The organism is Burkholderia sp. AU16482, assembly GCF_002223285.1.
GTDB classification, from domain to species: domain Bacteria; phylum Pseudomonadota; class Gammaproteobacteria; order Burkholderiales; family Burkholderiaceae; genus Burkholderia; species Burkholderia semiarida.
Map to the genome: position 1 here is coordinate 1,254,299 of NZ_NKEY01000003.1, position 17,626 is coordinate 1,271,924.

The following is a 17,626-nucleotide window of genomic DNA, read 5'->3' on the forward strand; positions in this document are numbered from 1 at the left end:
CGAATTGACGGAGAAATTTCGATGACGGTGTACTTCATCGGCGCGGGCCCCGGCGACCCGGAGCTGATCACGGTAAAGGGCCAGCGCCTCGTGCGCACGTGCCCGGTGATCCTGTATGCGGGCTCGCTCGTGCCGGCCGCCGTGCTCGACGGTCATCGCGCGGAGCAGGTCGTCAACACGGCCGAGCTCGATCTCGACGCGATCGTCGCGCTGCTTGCCGCCGCGCACGCGAAAGGGCAGGACGTCGCGCGCGTGCATTCGGGCGACCCCTCGTTGTACGGCGCGATCGGCGAGCAGATCCGCCGCCTGAAAGCGCTCGGGATTCCATACGAAATCGTGCCGGGCGTGACGGCCACGGCCGCATGCGCGGCCACGCTCGGCGTCGAACTGACGCTACCCGGCGTCGCGCAGACGGTGATCCTCACGCGCTTCGCGGGCAAGACGACGATGCCGGAGGGCGAAGCGCTCGGCGCGCTCGCCGCGCATCGCGCGACGCTCGCGATCCATCTCGGCGTGCGCCATCTCGCGCGCATCGTCGACGAAGTGCTGCCGCATTACGGCGCAGATTGCCCGGTGGCGGTGATCTATCGCGCGAGCTGGCCCGACGAGGAGCGCGTGACGGGCACGCTGGCCGACATCGTCGGCAAGGTGCGGGGCACGCAGATCGAGCGCACCGCGCTGATCCTGATCGGGCGCGTGCTCGACGCCGAAGGGTTCGCGGATTCGACGCTGTACGCGAGCGCGGGCTGAGCGCGCCGGCCTTGGCATCGGCGCGCCCGGCCGGCAGGCCCGTCAGGCCCGTCAGGCCCGCGCGATCTGCCGCATCTGCTTCGGCGCAAAGCCGGCCGCCAGCGCGAACAGCGCGATACACAGGCACGCCATCGCGATCCACGCGGGCGTGAGATCCGCCAGATGCTGGCGCACGATGCCGGCCGCGAACGGAAACAGGCCGGCGATCAGATAGCCGATGCCCTGCACGAACCCCGTCAGCGACGCGGCATCGGCCGGCGTGGTCGCGTGGTCGACCGTGACGATCAGCGACAGCGGAAACAGCGCGCCGATGCCCGCGCCGAGCAGCAGCGCGGCCGGCAATGCGAGCGCGTCGGGCGCGGCCAGCATCACCAGTAACCCGACGAGCAGCGACGCGATCGCCGCATGCAGCGCAGGCCGGCGATCGGGCAGGCGGTCAATCGTCGCGGAAACGGTCAGCCCCGCGACGACTTCCGCGAACGTCACGCCGCCGAGCAGGCTGCCCGCCGCGGTCGGCGACCAGCCGAGCCGTGTGTAGTACGGCGGCAGCCACGCGAGCACGAGCGTGTAAGCACCCGTCGCGATACCGAAGAACAGTGCGAGCCGCCACGCCCGCGGAGAGCGCGATGGCCGCGCACCCGATACCGACACCGGGCCGGAGGCAAGCGCGTCGTCGCCCCGGCTGGCCAGCGGCCAGGCCAGCGCGGCCAGCGCCGCCGGCAACGCCCAGCCCGCGAGCGCGGCGAGCCAGCCCCAGCGCACCGCGGCGAACGGCGCGACGACGCTCGCGAGCACCGCGCCGCCCATGATCGACGTCGAATAGACGCCCATCGCGCCGCCGATGCGTGTCGCGAAATGCGCCTTCACGAAGCCGGGTAGCAACGCCTGCACCATCGCGATCCCGACGCCCGCACAGCACGCGCTCGCGAGCAGCAGCCATGCGTGCTGCGCCCCCACGCGCGACGCGCAGGCCAGCGCGATCAACGCGACGCCGAGCCACACGCCGCCCGCGATCCCGGTGAGGCGCTGCAGGCGCCGCGCGCTCAGCGCGCCGAGCCCCATCAGCAGGATCGGGATCGTCGTCAGCAGGCTGGCCGCGCCGTCGCCGATGCCCGTCGCGCGCTGGATCATGTCGAGCAGCGGGCCGACCGCCGCGAGCGCCGGCCGCAAGTTCAGCCCGACGAGCACGATCGCGGCGAGCCGCCAGCCGGGGGAGGTGAAGCGATTCATTGCAAGGCCCTCGATATCGATGCGCGGCTGCCAGCCAGGCGCCGCACGTTTTTCAGGTAAAGTATCTCGACATCAAGATATATGTCGATTTATCTCGACGTCAAGATAACTGGTGAGCCGAGGAGGGTTAATGGATCGAGCCGAGCATGCGCTCGCGCAATGGCGGGTCGAGCGCCCGGATCTCGACGCGACGTCGATGGTGGTGATGGGGCGGCTGCAGGAAGCCGCGCTCGTGATCGCGCGCGATCGTCTCAATCCGCTGTTCGCGCGCTACGGCATGCAGCCGGGGGAATTCGACGTGCTCGCGACGCTGCGGCGCAGCGGCGCGCCGTTCGCGCTGACGCCGACCGCGCTGTACGACGCGCTGATGATGTCGTCGGGCGGGATGACCGCGCGCATCGACCGGCTGCAGAAGGCCGGTTGGGTCGAGCGCCGGCCGAATCCGGCCGACGGGCGGGGGACGCTCGTCGCGTTGACGCATGCCGGGCGGGCGCTGATCGACGAGGCGGTCGTCGCGCATATCGATAACCAGCGGGCGGTGCTGGCCGTGCTGTCGGAGGCCGAACAGGCGCAGTTGTCGCGGCTGTTGGGGAAGCTGCTGGCGGGGTTGGAAGCCGGAACGCCGGAAGGGGAGGAAGGGAACTCGCGTTGAACAATGCGTGATGGAAACGTACGCGGCGGGCAAAAAGTTCTTCGTGAATTCTCGTGGACGTCGCGTGTCGGCCCATTGCGGTCGGTCGTAAGATCACGCTCCCTTCGTCGCTTCTTGAAGTACTTCGGTCTTCCGACGGCCGGTCTTTTTGGTCGGGCATCGCCCAACACAGTGAACAGCGCCGCAGAACCTTGTCGACGCGGCGTACGCCGACTTCCGAGTCATTGGATTTGAGGAAGCCGCGTCAGAGAGGGATTGCGCCGGAAGCCGCTTGTATTGCCGCAGCAATCTCGTCTTCACTGCGCCCCCCATTGATGGCAATGCTTTCCCCAAAGACAAAATGAGGAACCGAACGAACGCCGGCATTCGCTGACTTGAACGCCTCCGCTTCGACGCGATGGTGCTGTTCAGGATCAAGAGCGATGGCACGCGCCTGATCGCGGTTAAAACCGTAGTCGGCGGCAATGTCAGCCAGCACATCCGCATCGGCGATGTTCTTCGCTGCGATGAAGTAAGCATCGGTGATTGCAACGGCGAGCCTGTGCTGCGTGTCACGCCCAGCGGCTGCCAGAATCACGGCATGAGCAGCCTGGGTCGGATAGGCCCAGAGCTGGCGACCAAGATCCAGGTCGAAGCCCGATGCGCGAGCTTCTCCCTCGGGGCGAGCAAAGGCGACCTTCGGATCGGTTATGCCGTAGCGCGAACGCAGCAAATCGGGAATATAGAGACCGCCTGACGGTGCATCTGGCAGCAGCAGAACTGGATGCTGCCGAATGTCAACGATCAGGTTGGGAAAACGCTCCGTCAGCACTTTGTCGAGACGGTGATGCCCGACGATGCACCACGGGCATGTGATTTCAGTATAGAGGTCTATTTGCATAACCCTGTTCTCGTGACCGGATCGCCGACAACGATTCGACCCTTCCCGCGAACGACGCGCGTTTCTTCACGTCGTCGCCGGGACACGTTGTAGCCCAGCTTCAAGGCTTCCTCGATGATGTGCCTTCAGGCCAGCCCGGTTGCACCGAAGCACCGAACGGCGCGAGGTTTTTTCCGGGCCATGAGGTCACGCAGCCTTCGCCAACAAGGCTTTGATGACCGTTTCGGTGTTGGCGATTACGGCCTTCGCCGCATCGGGGCCGAAAACCGTGCCTTCGACACGCACCACTTCAACGTCGGTCAGGCCGATGAAACCGAGCAGGTGCAGCAAATAGCTGGTCTGAAAGTCGAACGGTGCCCATGCACCTTCCGAAAACACGCCACCGGCAGCGGTAACGAGATAGACCTTCTTGCCGGTCAGCAGCCCCTTCGGCCCAATATCGCCGTAACCGAAGGTGACGCCCGGCCAGGTGACGTTATCGAACCAAGCCTTTAGCTGCGACGACAGACTGAAGTTGATCATGCCCGAACCGAGCACGATCACATCGGCGGCCTTCAACTCATCGACCAGCTCTTGCGCGATCTTCACCGCCTCGACCTGTTCCGGCGTGCGATCCGCGGGCGAGGTGACCCGACCCTGGATGTAGGCCGGTGCGATATGGGGCGGAGGATTCGCGGCAAGGTCGCGCACGGTCAGCGGGCCGCCCGCGCGGGCTTGGATGCCCTCTGCGATTTCGGTGGCAAAGCGGGTGGAAAGGCTGTCGGCCCCGCGCGGGCTGGACGTGACAAGCAGAGTGTGGCTCATAGCGGCTCCCAAGTATAAAATAAGAACCAAGTCGATTAAGTGACCTGACTTATGAATTCATACAAAGGATGGTATGGTTCCTGCCGTTTCCCCACAAGAAGGCACACGCATGTCACTTAGTCCCCCCGAACTGCCTGCCGATATGCCTGCCCCTGACGCAGGCGGCTGCCTGGCAACTCGTGAAATCCTGGATCGCATCGGCGACAAGTGGAGCCTCTACATTGTCGCTATGCTGGCCGACGGCCCGCGGCGCTTCAACGAATTGAAGCGCCGCATCGAGGGCATTTCCCAGCGGATGCTGACGCTGACCTTGCGCGGACTGGAACGCGACGGACTGATAACGCGAACGATGTATGCAACGATTCCGCCTCGCGTCGATTACGAACTCACCGACATGGGAAGAACGCTGTTGAAGCCTGTCATGGCGTTGGTCAATTGGGCGAGCGAGAATCAAGTCGCCATTGCCGAGGCGCATAAACGTTTTGACGAGAAGCCGGAGCCAGATCAGGTCTCGATTCAAGGCGTTGTCTACCAGCGTCGATAGACGAGTTTAGGCCGCAAGCTTGCGCAGACACAGCGGCGAAATTCGGCTGCCAGCTCGCGTTGGGATCTGTCCCGACGCGGATCTTCGTTGGGGTGCGCAGGCGCTGCATTTTGCGATCTATTCGACCAAGAGTCGGCCAGGGTCGATCGAAAAAGTCTCATGGCATGACTTGGGTGTCCGTTCCCTGAACCAAACGGGACGTCTCGACGTCTCGCCGTCGACGCAAGCCGATGATGCTTCATGGCCGAATACCGACGGTCTCCCGGCGTTCCCCGGAGATTGGCAATGGTCAAAAAAAACCGCCGCGCAATGCGGTGGGCGGTGGGCGGCGGGCGGCGGGCGGCGGGCGGCACAAATCATGGGCCGTAGCTCGCACGGCGCGTACCCGCGCAGTGGATCAACCCCGCGCCGGAATATTGAGCCCGCGCTCGACAGCCGGCCGCGCAACGAACGCGTCGAGCACCCGCTTGACGTTGCGGAATTCGCTGAAGCCCACCAGATCGCCCGCTTCATAGAAGCCAACCAGATTGCGCACCCACGGGAAGATCGCGATGTCGGCGATCGTGTACGCATCGCCCATCACCCACTGGCGGTTCGCGAGATGCGCGTCGAGCACGCCGAGCAGGCGCTTCGATTCGGCGACGTAGCGGTCGCGCGGGCGCTTGTCCTCATAATCGCGGCCGGCGAACTTGTGGAAGAAGCCGACCTGGCCGAACATCGGCCCGATGCCGCCCATCTGGAACATCACCCACTGGATCGTCTCGTAGCGGCCCGCGAGATCCTTCGGGATCAACTGGCCCGTCTTGTCCGCCAGATAGATCAGGATCGCGCCCGATTCGAACAGTGGCAGCGGCTGGCCGTCGGGGCCGTTCGGATCGATGATAGCCGGGATCTTGTTGTTCGGGTTCAGCGACAGGAATTCGGGCGACAACTGGTCGTTCGTGTCGAAGCGCACGAGGTGCGGCTCGTACGGCAGGCCGGTTTCCTCGAGCATGATCGACACCTTGACGCCGTTCGGCGTCGGCAGCGAGTACAACTGGAGGCGGTCGGGATGCTGGGCCGGCCACTTTTGCGTGATCGGGAAGGCGGACAGATCGGGCATGAAGGTTCGCTCGTCGAAGTGAATGATCCGCGCTGCGTTCGCGCCGCCGCGCTCGCGCACGGTTCGCGGCGCGGCGGCGGGGCGCAGCGCGCCGAAAGCGCCCACTGTAGCCGATCCGGGAAAACGATGCAGGCGTAGGCAGCCGCCCGTGGTTCGGCGCGACGGCCATGCCCGGCGTCGCGCGCGGTGCCGCAAGACATGACGGCAACGCTTCTCGCGCGGCAGGGGGAAACGTATACGGCCCAACGCGGTTCGTCTCACCTCGATATATGACGTCCTAACACTATGCGCGAGCGGCGGGCCCACGCCGGACGCCGTCGCGCGGTGCACAATTCGTCGGCGCACGGAAGCTTTTTGTCAGGGAAAGTCCCGCCCCGCATCCCGCGGTTTTTTGTTGACCGACATCGTATAACGCCGTCATGATTTCCTGACAAGAAAGGTCCCATCCACCGACCGAAGTGAGGAGACATGAACACCACCCCGATCGCTCGCCGTGTCCGCCGGATCGCACTCGCACTGGGCTTCGCGCTGTCGGCCGCCGCGGCCGTTGCCGCCCCCGTATCGCTGAACATCGTCGACGTCGCAGGCAACCTGCAGCTCACGCAGAAGGCCATCGAGGCGTTCAAGGAGAAGAACCCGAATCTCGTCGCGAACGTCACGTTCACGAACGCGCCCGCGCCGCAGTTGCCGGGCAAGATCAAGGCGATGCAGGCGGCGGGGCGCGCCGACATCGACCTCGTGCTGACGGGCACCGACGCGCTCGCCGCCGGCATCGAGCAGAACCTGTGGCAAAAGCTGCTGCCCGACAACGCGGCCGCGCTCCCCGGCGTGCTCGACAAATACGCGCCCGGCCCGCGCAAGATGCAGGATCTCGCGCAAGGCTACGGCCTCGAGGTCACCTACATGCCGGCCGGCCCGCTGCTCGAATACAACCCGGCGAAGGTCAGCGACCCGCCGAAGACGCCCGACCAGCTGCTCGCGTGGTGCAAGGCGCACCCGAACAAGCTGATCTATGCGCGCCCGGCGAACTCCGGCCCCGGCCGCACGTTCCTGATGGGGCTGCCGTACGTGCTCGGCGACAAGAATCCGCAGGACCCGATCAACGGCTGGGACAAGACCTGGGCGTTCCTGAAACAGTTGAACGAATGCGTGCCGTACTACCCGGGCGGCACGTCGGCGGTGATGAAGGAGCTCGGCGAAGGCACGCGCGACATGACCGTGACCGTCACCGGCTGGGATCTCAACCCGCGCGCGCTCGGCATCGTGCCGGCCGAATTCAAGATCCAGGCGTTCGACAACATGACGTGGGTCAACGACGCGCACTACATGGTGATCCCGAAGGGCGTGCCGAAGGAAAAGCTCGACGTGCTGTTCAAGCTGATGAACTTCCTGCTGGAACCGGCGCAGCAGGCGATGACCTACGACGACGGCTATTTCTATCCGGGCCCGGCGGTGAAGGGCGTGACGCTCGAGATGGCGCCCGCGCACAGCCAGGAAGTCGTGCGCAAGTTCGGCCGCCCCGAATACGCGAAGCTGCTCGCCGATCGTCCGCACGTGCAGCCGCTCAATGCGCAGGCGATGGTCGCCGCGTTCCAGAAATGGGATCGCGAGATCGGTTCGCAGAAATCGAAGTGACGCCTGAACCGGCGGGCGCCGCGGCGCCCGCGTCGATGGAGTTCGTGGAATGAAGCACAGTTTCGAACGGTTGCGGCTCGACGGCGTGTGCCGCAGTTTCACCAATGCGCAAGGCGCGCAGGTCGCCGCGCTGGACGGGCTCAACCTCGAGATCCGGCGCGGCGAATTCATCGCGCTGCTCGGCCCGTCGGGCTGCGGCAAATCGACCGCGCTGAACTGCATCGCGGGGCTGCAGCCGCTCACGCGCGGCGGCATCTGGCTCGACGACACGCGCATCGACGTGCTGCCGCCCGAGCGTCGCGGCTTCGGCATGGTGTTCCAGAACTACGCGCTGTTCCCGCACATGTCGGTGCTCGACAACGTCGGCTTCGGCCTCAAGATGCGCGGCGTGCCGAAGCAGGAAACGCGGCGGCGCGCGCAGCAGGCGCTCGAGCTCGTGCAGCTCGTCGGTCACGAAGGCAAGCTGCCCGGGCAGTTGTCGGGCGGGCAGCAGCAGCGCGTCGCGATCGCGCGTGCGATCGTGATCGAGCCGCCGCTCGTGCTGATGGACGAGCCGCTGTCGAACCTGGACACGAAGCTGCGCATCGAGATGCGCGCGGAGATCCGCCGCATCCACACGCAGCTCGAACGCGCGACGATCTACGTGACGCACGACCAGGACGAGGCGCTGTCGATGGCCGACCGTATCGTCGTGATGAAGGAGGGCGTCGTGCAGCAGGTCGCGTCGCCGAAGGACGTCTACACGCGCCCGCACAATCTGCATGTCGCGCGTTTCATGGGCTATCGCAACGTGCTGCCGTTCACGCTCGAAGGCATGGCCGGCGATTACGTGAACGTCGCGTCGGGCGGCGTGCGCCTCGCGGGCGTGCCGATGGCCGGCTTCGACGCGAAGGAGGTCGTCGTCGCGCTGCGCCCCGACGACATCGAGCGCGCGGAACAAGGCGCCGACAATGCATTCGACGCGACCGTCGAGACGGTCGAGTACGGCGGGCGCGACTCGCTGATCCGCGCGATCACGCCGTTCGGCGCGATCTGGGCGCGCGTGGCCTGCGAGTTCACGGAAGGCGAGCGCTTGAGGCTGCGCGTGGCGCCGGCGCGCACGCTCGTCTATGCGGGAGACGGGCAATGAACGGGCTGCGCCACGCGGCGCGCTCGGCGGCGTCCCGCCCGGAGGCCGCATGAGCACGCTCGCGACCGGCGGCGCGGCGCGCGACGCGAAAGCCTGGCTCGTCACGCCGGCGCTCGCGTTCATCGCCGCGCTGTTCATCTATCCGTTCGCGTACGGCCTCGTGCTGTCGTTCCAGCCGATGAACGGCGGCGGCGCGCTCGCGAACTACGTGCAGTTCTTCACCGACACGGCGATGTGGCCGACCGTGCTCGTCACGCTCAAGCTCGCGGTGCCGGCCACACTGCTCAACGTCGGCATCGCGGTGCCGGTCGCGTTCGCGCTGCGCCGCCATTCGCCGTACCAGAAGTTCGTCACGACGCTGCTCGTGATTCCCGTCACGCTCGGCACGGTGCTCGTCGCCGACGGGATGCTCACGTACTTCGGGCCGAACGGCTGGTTTCCGCAGGCGCTGCAGGGGCTGCACCTGTACACCGACGAAGTGCGCCTCACGCACAACTACTGGGGCGTGCTGCTGTCGCTGATCGTGTCGGGCTTTCCGTTCGCGTTCCTGCTGATGCTGTCGTACATCAGCGGCATCGACCCGACGCTCGCGCGCGCGGCCGCGACGCTCGGCGCGAACCCGTGGCAGCAGTTCCGGCAGATCTACCTGCCGCTGCTCGTGCCGGGGCTCACGATGGCCGCGTGCCTGTCGTTCGTGCAGGCGTTCTCGGTGTTCCCGTCGGCCGTGTTGCTCGGCGCGCCGGCCGGGCCGACGCGCGTGATCTCGATCGCGGCGGCCGAAGCCGCGTTCGAAAGCTACGACTATTCGCTCGCATCGGCGATCGCGATCGTGATGGGCTTCGCGCAGTTGCTGGTGGTCGCGTCGATGCTCGGCGCGCGCCGCTTCTTCTACACGGGTGCGGTAACGGGAGGCAAGGGCTGATGGCGACCGACAATCATGCCGCTCGCACGTGGCCGCCGAAGCACGACGCCCCCGATGCGCGGCCCGTCGATGCAAGGAAACCGCATCGGATGAAAAGCAATCTCGCCGGCCGCGCATGGAAGGCGCTCGTCTGGGGGCTGATGGCGTTCTTCCTGCTGAACGTGATGCTGCTGATCGCGACCGTCGCGGTGAACTCGGTCGCGACGCGCTGGTTCGGCACGCCGCTGCCGCAGGGCTTCACGCTGCATTGGTATGCGAAGGCATGGGAGGATTTCCAGCTCGCGAGCGTGCTGTGGGTGACCGTCGAGGTCGTCGGCGCGGTCGTGCTGCTGTCGATCGCGCTCGGCGTGCCGGCCGCGTATGCGCTCGCGCGCGTGCAGTTTCGCGGCAAGCGCTTCGCGCTGCTGGTGTTCCTGCTGCCGCTGATGGTGCCGCCCGTCACCTACGGGATCCCGATGGCGACCGTGATGTACAAGATCGGGCTCGCGGGCACGCTGCCGGGCGTGATCCTCGCGAATCTCGTGCCGGCGCTGCCGTTCGTGATCCTCGTGATGACACCGTTCATCGAGCAGATCGATCCGAACCTCGAAGCCGCCGCGCGCATCTTCGGCGCGAACACGTGGCGCTATTTCCGCTACGTGCTGCTGCCGCTGCTGGTGCCCGGCATGCTCGCGGCCGGGTTGCTCGTGCTCGTGCGCACGATCGGGATGTTCGAGCTGACGTTCTTCACCGCGGGCCCGAGCACGCAGACGCTTGTCGTCGCGCTGTATTACGCGGTGTTCTCGACCGGCGTGCGCGCGCCGCAGTCGATCGACGCGATGGCGATGATCTACATGGCGATCACGCTCGTGTGGGTCGTGATCGCGCTGCAGTTCGTCAGCCCGACGCAACTCGTGAGCCGCGTGAAGCAGCAACGGCAGTAGGCGGGGGCGTCGCACGATCGCGCGCGGCCGCCGTGCCGCCCAGCCGTCGTGCAATTGGTTACAAATGGATACCGCGCACGACACGCGGACGTTGCAGACTACGCGGCGTTCCCCCGATCGACGGATATCCATGAAGTTTCAACTGCTGCTGACCCTCGCCGGCGCGTCGACGCTGCTGGCGGCCTGCAACCTGCTTCACGACGGTCCCGGATCGAGCGACGTCGACGCCGCCGTGCGCCGCGCGCTCGAAGCGGAAAACCACGGCGGGCTGAACGCGCTGTTCGGCCAGCCGCTGCCCGTATCGGCCGACGTCGTATCGGCGAAACCCGACGGCGACTGCAAGAAGCTCGGCGATCGCACGTACTCGTGCGACGTCGTGGTCACGTGGCGCAACGCCGATTACTCGCCGTCGCGCGCGAACCTGACCTTCGTGAAGGCGGCCGACGGCTCATGGCAGACGTCGGGCGTCGACGCGGCGCTCGTGACGGGCACCGCGAAGTCGCTGATCGACCATATCGGCAAGGCGTGGCCGGGCAATGCGGCGAGCGGCGCTTCGACGCCGCAGTGACGCGCCGGCGGCGAACCTTCTTCTCCTTCCTCGTGTATGCGGCCCCATCCGCGCGGGCCGCGGCGACATGTTTTTGATGAAAGGGCGCGACCATCGCGCCTATCTTGATTTGAACGCATCCTCGGTATGCGGGCAGGGTTATAGGGAAAACCCTTATCTCAAGGTATAATTCCGGGCTGAGAGAAAGGTCAAGATCATGCCTGAACGTTTCCAAGCCCTTGAAAAATTTGTGTTTTCCCTCGTCGTGATGTCCGCGGTCGTGTGCTCGGCCTTCCTCGCGTACGAGCGTCACCCCGAGATCAAGATCGCGCTGCACGAAGGCGAGGCGCTGATGCGCGAGAGCGCCAAGTACTCGGTCATCTGTTCGCCGTCGAAGGTCGACCCTTGCGTCGAGATGTCCGCCTACTGAGCCGGCTTTCCGCTTTTCGGACTGGCCTGATATCGGCATCCTTGCCGGTCTGAACGCGTTGAAGTAGCGCCCATCAGATAGTCGGAAACCCGCCGCCAGACAGGGCCGAGGCACGAACCCTTCATGTGCCGGGTCGCTGGCGCAAGCAGCCCCGCATTCAGTCGGCCCCGCTTCGAGCAATCGAGCGGGGCCGTTCCGTTCGTGCGTGTCACACGACATGCCGCGGCTCGCCGCCGACGAACGCGGCGACGTTGTCCACGAGCTGATCGGCCAGCGTCTGCATCGCCTCGTCGCTCGCCCACGCGACATGCGGCGTCAGGATGAACGCCGGATGCGACAGGATCGCGTGAAACGGATGCGCGGCCGGCAGCGGCTCCTGCGTGACGACGTCGAACCCCGCACCCGCGATCTGCCCCGACTGCAACGCCTCGACGAGCGCGCTTTCGTCCACGAGCCCGCCACGTGCGGTATTGATCAGCAGCGGCCGGCGCGCCATCCGCGCGAATGCGCGGGCGTCGATCAGGTGCCGCGTCGCGGGCGTGAGCGGGCAGTGCAGCGTGATCACGTCGCTGTCGCGCAGCAGCGTGTCGAACGGTGCATGGCCGTCGCGCGCGGTGTCGCCGTGTGCCGCGAACAGCACGCGCATGTCGAGCGCCCGCGCGATGGCGGCCACCGCACGCCCGAGCACGCCGTCGCCGACGATCCCGAGCGTCGCACCGGCCAGGTCGCGAATCGGGTGATCGAAAAAGCAGAACTGTCCGCTGTCGAGCCAGCGCCCCGCGCGCACCGCGTCGCGATAAGCGACGAGGCTGCGGCGCAGCGCGAAGATCAGCGCGAACGTGTGCTCGGGTACCGTGCGCACCGCATAACCGCGAATATTGCTCACGACGATCCCGCGTGCCGCGCACGCATCGAGATCGACGATGTCGGTGCCGGTCGCGGCGATCGCGATCATCCGTATCTGCCGCGCATCGGCGAGGGCCGTCGCGTCGAGCCGCACCTTGTTCGTCACGACGATGTGCGCGTCGCGGATGCGCGCCGCGACCTCGTGCGCGGCCGTCCGGTCGAATGTCTGCAAGGCGTGCGGAAACGGAAATCGTTTCAGCACGGTCTGCGGCGACAGCGTCGCGCGGTCGAGAAACACGATCTTCGCGGGAGAAGAAACGGAAAACATGGCGGTCTCGCTGGCAAGCGCCCGATGGCGCGGAACGGCCCCGATTCTGCCGGCGGCGCGCGCGCCGTCGTTTGACCGTTGCGCGAGCGCGCTTTCCCGGACGGAAAGGCTGGCGCGTCCCGCTTGGCCGATACCGCGATCGCGCCGTCGCCCGCCTTTCCGTTTCGGAAAGGCAGGTTGACCATCGAGCGATTTTCGCCGGGCGCGAACGCCGTCATGATCGCCGTCATCGACAACGCGATTTCATCGGAGACAGTCATGACACGCCCCCTGGACGGCATCCGCGTGCTGGAACTCGGCCAACTGATCGCCGGGCCGTTCGCGGGCCGGATGCTCGCCGAATTCGGCGCGGACGTCATCAAGGTCGAGCCGCCCGGCGTCGGCGACCCGCTGCGCAAGTGGCGGCTGCTGCACGACGGCACGTCGGTCTGGTGGGCCGTGCAGTCGCGCAACAAGACCTCGCTCACGCTCGATCTGCGCACGCCCGAAGGGCAGGACGTCGTGCGCCGCCTCGTCGCGGAGACCGACGTGCTGATCGAAAACTTCCGGCCCGGCACGCTCGAAGGCTGGGGGCTCGGCTGGGACACGCTGTCCGCGCTCAACCCGGGGCTCGTGATGCTGCGCGTGTCGGGCTTCGGGCAGACCGGCCCGTATCGCGACCGCCCCGGCTTCGGCGTGATCGCCGAGGCGATGGGCGGGCTGCGCCACCTCACGGGCGAACCGGGCCGCACGCCGGTGCGCGTGGGCATCTCGCTCGGCGATTCGCTGTCGGCGCTGCACGGCGTGATCGGCGTGCTGCTCGCGTTGCGGCATCGCGAGCAGCAGGGCGGCAAGGGGCAGGTCGTCGACGTCGCGCTGTACGAATCGGTATTCAACATGATGGAAAGCCTGCTGCCCGAATATGCGGCATTCGGCGCGGTGCGCGGGCCGGCCGGCAGCAGCCTGCCGGGGATCGCGCCGACCAACGCGTACCGCTGCCGCGACGGCCGGTACGCGCTGATCGCCGGCAACGGCGACAGCATCTTCCGGCGCCTGATGGAACTGATCGGCCGGCCCGATCTCGGCAACGATCCCGCGCTCGCGCACAACGACGGGCGCGTCGCGCAGGTCGCGCGCATCGATGCGGCGATCGGCGAATGGAGCGCGCGCCACGACCTCGACGACGTGCTCGCCGCGCTGAACGACGCGCGCATTCCGTCCGGACGCATCTACGACGTGGCCGACATCGCGGCCGATCCGCACTACCGTGCGCGCGACATGATCGTCGACGCCGCGCTGCCCGACGGCACGCCCGTGCTCGTGCCGGGCATCGTGCCGAAACTCGATGCCACGCCCGGGCGCATCGAGCGGCCGGCCCCCGGGCTCGGCGCGGATACCGACGCGGTGCTCGAATCGCTCGGCATCGATGCGGCGACGCGCGACGACTGGCGCACGCGCGGCGTGATCTGAAACAGCCATCGGAACGAAGACATGAATCCGCATCCGCAACGACTCCACATCCACGAAGTCGCGACCCGCGACGGTTTCCAGAACGAAGCGGCGTTCGTCGACACCGACGACAAGATCGCGCTCGTCGACGCGCTGAGCGCCTGCGGCTACGCGAAGATCGAGGTCACGTCGTTCACGTCGCCGAAGGCGATTCCCGCGCTGCGCGACGCGGAAGCCGTGATGCACGGCATCGCGCGCGCGCCGGGCGTCGTCTATACGGCGCTCGTGCCGAACGTGCGCGGCGCCGAGCGCGCGCTGTCGTGCGGCGTCGACGAGGTGAACCTCGTGATGTCGATGAGCGAGAGTCACAACCGCGCGAACCTGCGGATGACGCGAGAGCAATCGTTCGCGCAGTTGCGCGACGTGATCGACGCGGTGCGCGGCACGGGTGTCGCGATCAACGTGTCGCTGTCGACCGCGATGGGCTGCCCGATGGAAGGCGACGTGCCGGCCGAAACGGTGCTCGCGTGGATGCAGCGCTTCGCGGATCTCGGCGTGCACGGCTTCACGCTGTGCGATACGACCGGCATGGCGTTTCCGTCGCAGGTGCGCGACTTGTCCGGACGTGCGCGCGAGCGCTTCCCTGCGTTGCAGCTCACGCTGCACTTCCACAACACGCGCGGGATGGCGCTCGCGAATACGCTCGCCGCGCTCGACGCCGGCATCGACCGTTTCGACGCGTCGCTCGGCGGGCTCGGCGGCTGCCCGTATGCGCCGGGCGCGACCGGCAACGTCTGCACCGAGGAACTCGTGCACATGCTCGAACTCGACGGCTACGATACGGGCATCGACCTCGCGGCCCTGCTCGCCGCGGCCGCACGGCTGCCCGCGCTGATCGGGCATGACGTGCCGAGCCAGATCCTGAAGGCCGGGCGCCGCTCGGACCTTCATCCGCCGCCGCGCGCCGATGCCGACGGCAAGCCCGCGCAACGCGCGTTCTCGTGAACAGCAACAGAAACATAAACAGGAGCGAATGCCATGGCGCTGATCGACCACCTCGATCATCTCGTGCTGACCTGCGTCGATCCGGAACGGACGAAGCATTTCTACACCGAGGTGCTGCAGATGCAGCTCGAAACCTTCGGCGCGGGCCGACTCGCGTTCCGTTTCGGCAACCAGAAGATCAACCTGCACGTGCGCGGCGCGGAATTCGAGCCGAAAGCGCACGTGCCGGTGCCGGGCGCGCTCGACCTGTGCTTCATCGCGTCGGTCCCGCTCGACGACGTGATCGCGCACCTGCGGCGCGTCGACTGGCCGATCGTCGAAGGGCCCGTCGAACGCACCGGCGCGACGCAGAAAATCCGCTCGATCTACGTGCGCGATCCCGACCTGAACCTGATCGAGATTTCCGAGCCGATCTGACTTGCCGGGCTCGGTCGCCCGCGCGAGTGCCGGCCCGCCGCGCGCACGGCGTCGCAGTCCTTCGCCGAAAGCGGACAGGCACGCGCCGCGCCCGCCGATTCCGGATAGCCGTGCGCGGCCGCGCCGCGGATAATGGCGCAACGGCGTCGGCCCGACCGCCGCCTTCGCCGCGCGCACGGACAGACCTGCCGCGCGCATCCGCAACCCGATCCAGACGCTTCCCGAATGACGATCCTCTATCGCGGCATGGACCGTGCGGCGCTCGACGCCGCGTACCTGAACACGAGGGCTGTTCCCGATTTCCCCGCGCTGCTCGCGTCATGCCAGGCGCGCAGCGCGGCGCTGTACGCGGCGACGCCCGGCCGCCGCGACCTGCGTTACGGCGCGCAACCCGCGCAGCGCTTCGACTGGCTGCCGTGCGGGCAGCCCGACGCGCCGCTGTTCGTGTTCATCCACGGCGGCTACTGGCAACACTGCACGAAAGAGGATTTCGCGTATGCGGCGAGCGGGCCGCTCGCGTGCGGCTACGACGTCGTGCTCGCCGAATACACGCTCGCGCCGGTCGCGACGATGACCGATATCGTCGGCGAGATCGGCGCGCTGCTCGACCATCTCGCGGCCGACCGCGACGGCCTCGGCATCGCGGGGCGGCCGATCCATCTGAGCGGCCATTCGGCGGGCGGCCATCTGACGGCCATGCATCGCGCGCATCCGGCCGTCGTGTCGGCACTCGCGATCAGTCCGCTCGTCGATCTCGAACCGATCGCGCTGTGCTGCCTGAACGACAAGCTGCAGCTCACCGCGCGGGAGGTCGACGCGTACAGCCCGTTGCGCCATGTCGGACCGGGCGCGGCGACCGTCGTGGCGGTCGGCGACGCCGAACTGCCCGAACTCGTTCGGCAGGCGGACGAATACGCGACGGCGTGCGAAGCCGCCGGCGAGCGGATCGCCCGCGCGTGGCTGCCCGGCATGCAGCACTTCGCGGTGCTCGACGATCTCGCGACGCCCGACGGCGCGATGCTCGCCGCATTGCACGCCATCGCGCCGCGCTAGCCGCGCCGTATCGTGCGTATCGCATGCGCACGGCCCGGCGTATGATCGGCGTCAGGCCGGCGCGATGACGACGTCCCCCGCACGGCCTTCCCAGGACCCCCGACATGGTGAACCCGCTTCATTTCGATCTGCAGTCGCTGCGCGTGTTCGCGCTCGTCGCCGAGCACGGCAGCCTGACGAAGGCGGCCGAACACGGCCAGCTCACGCTGTCCGCGGTCAGCAAGCGCATCGCCGAACTCGAAAGCGTGACCGGCAGCGCGTTGTTCGTCCGGCACGCGCGCGGCGTAGAGCTGACGCCCGCGGGCCGCGCGCTGCTCGATCATGCGGCGAAGGTGATCGAGCAGGTGAACCGGATGGCGCACGAGATGAGCGACTACGTCGCAGGCGTGCGCGGCCATATCCACGTATGGACCAACACGTCGGCGATCGTCCAGTTCCTGCCCGCCGATCTCGCCGCGTTCCTCACCGGCAACCCCGGCATCAAGGTGAGTCTCGAGGAGCGGCTGAGCCACGAGATCGTCGACGCGATCGCGTCGGGCAAGGCCGATCTCGGTGTATTCGCCGACAACGTGCCGGCGCCCGGCATCGACCGGCGGCTGTACCGGCGCGACGAGCTCGTGCTGCTCGTGCCGCGCGCGCACCGGTTCGCCGTGCGCGACAGCATCCGCTTCGCGGATACGCTCGACGAGGACTACGTGGGCCTGAGCGACGGCAGCTCGCTGCTCGCGCGCATGACCGACGCCGCGTTCGCGGCCGAGCGCTCGCTGAAGCTGCGGATCCAGGTATCGAATTTCGACGGCGTGAGCCGGATGATCGAGGCGGGGCTCGGCATCGGCGTGCTGCCGCGCGATGCGGTGACCGGCGAGCGCGCGGCGCGGCTCGGTGTCGTGAAGCTCGACGACGCGTGGGCGACGCGCACGCTATGGGTCGGCGTGAAGGCCGGCGCGGTGCTGACGACCGACGTCGCGAAGCTGTTCGATTTCATGTCGGCGCGCTGAATG

General features: G+C 67.3%; 19 protein-coding genes. 14 read left to right on the plus strand and 5 right to left on the minus strand.

The window, feature by feature from the left end; translation table 11 throughout:
* The first annotated feature begins 21 nt into the window (after positions 1 to 21).
* Positions 22 to 750 carry a precorrin-4 C(11)-methyltransferase gene (cobM, locus tag CFB35_RS08315; protein ID WP_089464757.1) on the plus strand — a complete coding sequence of 243 codons (729 nt, stop codon included), beginning with the start codon at positions 22 to 24 and terminating at the stop codon, positions 748 to 750.
* Between the two features lie 51 nt (positions 751 to 801).
* Here cobM and CFB35_RS08320 read toward each other — a convergent pair whose 3' ends face one another.
* Positions 802 to 1,980, minus strand: a complete 1,179-nt coding sequence (locus CFB35_RS08320) for an MFS transporter (protein ID WP_089464758.1) — start codon at positions 1,978 to 1,980, stop codon at positions 802 to 804.
* A gap of 130 nt (positions 1,981 to 2,110) precedes the next feature.
* Between CFB35_RS08320 and CFB35_RS08325 the strand changes: the two genes are divergently transcribed.
* Positions 2,111 to 2,632, plus strand: a complete 522-nt coding sequence (locus CFB35_RS08325; protein ID WP_089464759.1) for a MarR family winged helix-turn-helix transcriptional regulator — start codon at positions 2,111 to 2,113, stop codon at positions 2,630 to 2,632.
* Between the two features lie 244 nt (positions 2,633 to 2,876).
* Here the strand turns inward: CFB35_RS08325 and CFB35_RS08330 are convergent, their stop codons facing one another.
* Positions 2,877 to 3,512, minus strand: a complete 636-nt coding sequence (locus CFB35_RS08330; protein ID WP_089464760.1) for a DsbA family protein — start codon at positions 3,510 to 3,512, stop codon at positions 2,877 to 2,879.
* A gap of 186 nt (positions 3,513 to 3,698) precedes the next feature.
* The gene (locus CFB35_RS08335; RefSeq protein ID WP_089464761.1) at positions 3,699 to 4,316 is read right to left on the minus strand and encodes an FMN-dependent NADH-azoreductase; all 618 of its coding nucleotides are present in this window, start codon (positions 4,314 to 4,316) and stop codon (positions 3,699 to 3,701) included.
* Positions 4,317 to 4,425: 109 nt separating this feature from the next.
* Between CFB35_RS08335 and CFB35_RS08340 the strand changes: the two genes are divergently transcribed.
* Positions 4,426 to 4,860, plus strand: coding sequence for a helix-turn-helix domain-containing protein (locus CFB35_RS08340; RefSeq protein WP_059584039.1), 435 nt, complete (start codon positions 4,426 to 4,428; stop codon positions 4,858 to 4,860).
* 397 nt (positions 4,861 to 5,257) lie between these two features.
* Here the strand turns inward: CFB35_RS08340 and CFB35_RS08345 are convergent, their stop codons facing one another.
* Positions 5,258 to 5,962, minus strand: a complete 705-nt coding sequence (locus tag CFB35_RS08345) for a glutathione S-transferase N-terminal domain-containing protein (RefSeq protein WP_060966913.1) — start codon at positions 5,960 to 5,962, stop codon at positions 5,258 to 5,260.
* Between the two features lie 468 nt (positions 5,963 to 6,430).
* Here CFB35_RS08345 and CFB35_RS08350 point away from each other — a divergent pair, with 468 nt between their 5' ends.
* From CFB35_RS08350 to CFB35_RS08375, 6 genes are all read left to right on the plus strand, one after another.
* On the plus strand, positions 6,431 to 7,597 hold the full coding sequence (locus tag CFB35_RS08350) for an ABC transporter substrate-binding protein (RefSeq protein ID WP_060009553.1): 1,167 nt from the start codon (positions 6,431 to 6,433) through the stop codon (positions 7,595 to 7,597).
* 49 nt (positions 7,598 to 7,646) lie between these two features.
* Entirely contained in the window at positions 7,647 to 8,726 is a 1,080-nt protein-coding gene (locus CFB35_RS08355; protein WP_089464762.1) for an ABC transporter ATP-binding protein, read from the plus strand.
* Positions 8,727 to 8,775: 49 nt separating this feature from the next.
* A complete protein-coding gene (locus tag CFB35_RS08360; RefSeq protein WP_059585335.1) occupies positions 8,776 to 9,648 on the plus strand; it encodes an ABC transporter permease in 873 nt (290 codons plus the stop codon).
* Positions 9,648 to 10,571: an ABC transporter permease gene (locus CFB35_RS08365; RefSeq protein WP_059585336.1), complete on the plus strand. Its 924-nt coding sequence runs from the start codon at positions 9,648 to 9,650 to the stop codon at positions 10,569 to 10,571. The genes CFB35_RS08360 and CFB35_RS08365 overlap by 1 nt, the downstream gene beginning before the upstream one ends.
* A 130-nt stretch (positions 10,572 to 10,701) precedes the next feature.
* Positions 10,702 to 11,139, plus strand: a complete 438-nt coding sequence (locus tag CFB35_RS08370; protein ID WP_059585337.1) for a hypothetical protein — start codon at positions 10,702 to 10,704, stop codon at positions 11,137 to 11,139.
* A 196-nt stretch (positions 11,140 to 11,335) separates the two neighbouring features.
* Positions 11,336 to 11,548: a hypothetical protein gene (locus CFB35_RS08375; protein ID WP_059585338.1), complete on the plus strand. Its 213-nt coding sequence runs from the start codon at positions 11,336 to 11,338 to the stop codon at positions 11,546 to 11,548.
* Positions 11,549 to 11,756: 208 nt separating this feature from the next.
* Here CFB35_RS08375 and CFB35_RS08380 read toward each other — a convergent pair whose 3' ends face one another.
* Positions 11,757 to 12,722, minus strand: a complete 966-nt coding sequence (locus CFB35_RS08380) for a D-2-hydroxyacid dehydrogenase (RefSeq protein WP_059585339.1) — start codon at positions 12,720 to 12,722, stop codon at positions 11,757 to 11,759.
* A 258-nt stretch (positions 12,723 to 12,980) separates the two neighbouring features.
* Between CFB35_RS08380 and CFB35_RS08385 the strand changes: the two genes are divergently transcribed.
* The 5 genes from CFB35_RS08385 (at position 12,981) to CFB35_RS08405 (ending at position 17,623) form a co-directional block, all read left to right on the plus strand.
* Entirely contained in the window at positions 12,981 to 14,171 is a 1,191-nt protein-coding gene (locus CFB35_RS08385; RefSeq protein ID WP_059585372.1) for a CaiB/BaiF CoA-transferase family protein, read from the plus strand.
* 21 nt (positions 14,172 to 14,192) lie between these two features.
* A complete protein-coding gene (locus tag CFB35_RS08390; protein WP_060009559.1) occupies positions 14,193 to 15,155 on the plus strand; it encodes a hydroxymethylglutaryl-CoA lyase in 963 nt (320 codons plus the stop codon).
* Positions 15,156 to 15,188: 33 nt separating this feature from the next.
* Positions 15,189 to 15,572 (plus strand): VOC family protein, encoded by a 384-nt coding sequence (locus CFB35_RS08395; RefSeq protein ID WP_059585341.1) that lies wholly within the window; start codon positions 15,189 to 15,191, stop codon positions 15,570 to 15,572.
* Positions 15,573 to 15,797: 225 nt separating this feature from the next.
* Positions 15,798 to 16,625: an alpha/beta hydrolase gene (locus tag CFB35_RS08400; protein ID WP_059585342.1), complete on the plus strand. Its 828-nt coding sequence runs from the start codon at positions 15,798 to 15,800 to the stop codon at positions 16,623 to 16,625.
* 104 nt (positions 16,626 to 16,729) lie between these two features.
* On the plus strand, positions 16,730 to 17,623 hold the full coding sequence (locus tag CFB35_RS08405; RefSeq protein ID WP_059585343.1) for a LysR family transcriptional regulator: 894 nt from the start codon (positions 16,730 to 16,732) through the stop codon (positions 17,621 to 17,623).
* Positions 17,624 to 17,626 lie beyond the last annotated feature (3 nt).

Excerpts from the sequence above, each read along its gene's own strand:
- CFB35_RS08355 (WP_089464762.1), top strand. The coding sequence starts at position 7,647 with ATGAAGCACAGTTTCGAACGGTTGCGGCTCGACGGCGTGTGCCGCAGT.
- cobM (WP_089464757.1), top strand. The coding sequence starts at position 22 with ATGACGGTGTACTTCATCGGCGCGGGCCCCGGCGACCCGGAGCTGATC.
- CFB35_RS08370 (WP_059585337.1), top strand. The coding sequence starts at position 10,702 with ATGAAGTTTCAACTGCTGCTGACCCTCGCCGGCGCGTCGACGCTGCTG.
- CFB35_RS08380 (WP_059585339.1), bottom strand. The coding sequence starts at position 12,722 with ATGTTTTCCGTTTCTTCTCCCGCGAAGATCGTGTTTCTCGACCGCGCG.
- CFB35_RS08375 (WP_059585338.1), top strand. The coding sequence starts at position 11,336 with ATGCCTGAACGTTTCCAAGCCCTTGAAAAATTTGTGTTTTCCCTCGTC.
- CFB35_RS08405 (WP_059585343.1), top strand. The coding sequence starts at position 16,730 with ATGGTGAACCCGCTTCATTTCGATCTGCAGTCGCTGCGCGTGTTCGCG.
- CFB35_RS08335 (WP_089464761.1), bottom strand. The coding sequence starts at position 4,316 with ATGAGCCACACTCTGCTTGTCACGTCCAGCCCGCGCGGGGCCGACAGC.
- CFB35_RS08360 (WP_059585335.1), top strand. The coding sequence starts at position 8,776 with ATGAGCACGCTCGCGACCGGCGGCGCGGCGCGCGACGCGAAAGCCTGG.
- CFB35_RS08345 (WP_060966913.1), bottom strand. The coding sequence starts at position 5,962 with ATGCCCGATCTGTCCGCCTTCCCGATCACGCAAAAGTGGCCGGCCCAG.
- CFB35_RS08390 (WP_060009559.1), top strand. The coding sequence starts at position 14,193 with ATGAATCCGCATCCGCAACGACTCCACATCCACGAAGTCGCGACCCGC.
- CFB35_RS08385 (WP_059585372.1), top strand. The coding sequence starts at position 12,981 with ATGACACGCCCCCTGGACGGCATCCGCGTGCTGGAACTCGGCCAACTG.
- CFB35_RS08395 (WP_059585341.1), top strand. The coding sequence starts at position 15,189 with ATGGCGCTGATCGACCACCTCGATCATCTCGTGCTGACCTGCGTCGAT.
- CFB35_RS08350 (WP_060009553.1), top strand. The coding sequence starts at position 6,431 with ATGAACACCACCCCGATCGCTCGCCGTGTCCGCCGGATCGCACTCGCA.
- CFB35_RS08320 (WP_089464758.1), bottom strand. The coding sequence starts at position 1,980 with ATGAATCGCTTCACCTCCCCCGGCTGGCGGCTCGCCGCGATCGTGCTC.
- CFB35_RS08340 (WP_059584039.1), top strand. The coding sequence starts at position 4,426 with ATGTCACTTAGTCCCCCCGAACTGCCTGCCGATATGCCTGCCCCTGAC.
- CFB35_RS08325 (WP_089464759.1), top strand. The coding sequence starts at position 2,111 with ATGGATCGAGCCGAGCATGCGCTCGCGCAATGGCGGGTCGAGCGCCCG.
- CFB35_RS08400 (WP_059585342.1), top strand. The coding sequence starts at position 15,798 with ATGACGATCCTCTATCGCGGCATGGACCGTGCGGCGCTCGACGCCGCG.
- CFB35_RS08365 (WP_059585336.1), top strand. The coding sequence starts at position 9,648 with ATGGCGACCGACAATCATGCCGCTCGCACGTGGCCGCCGAAGCACGAC.
- CFB35_RS08330 (WP_089464760.1), bottom strand. The coding sequence starts at position 3,512 with ATGCAAATAGACCTCTATACTGAAATCACATGCCCGTGGTGCATCGTC.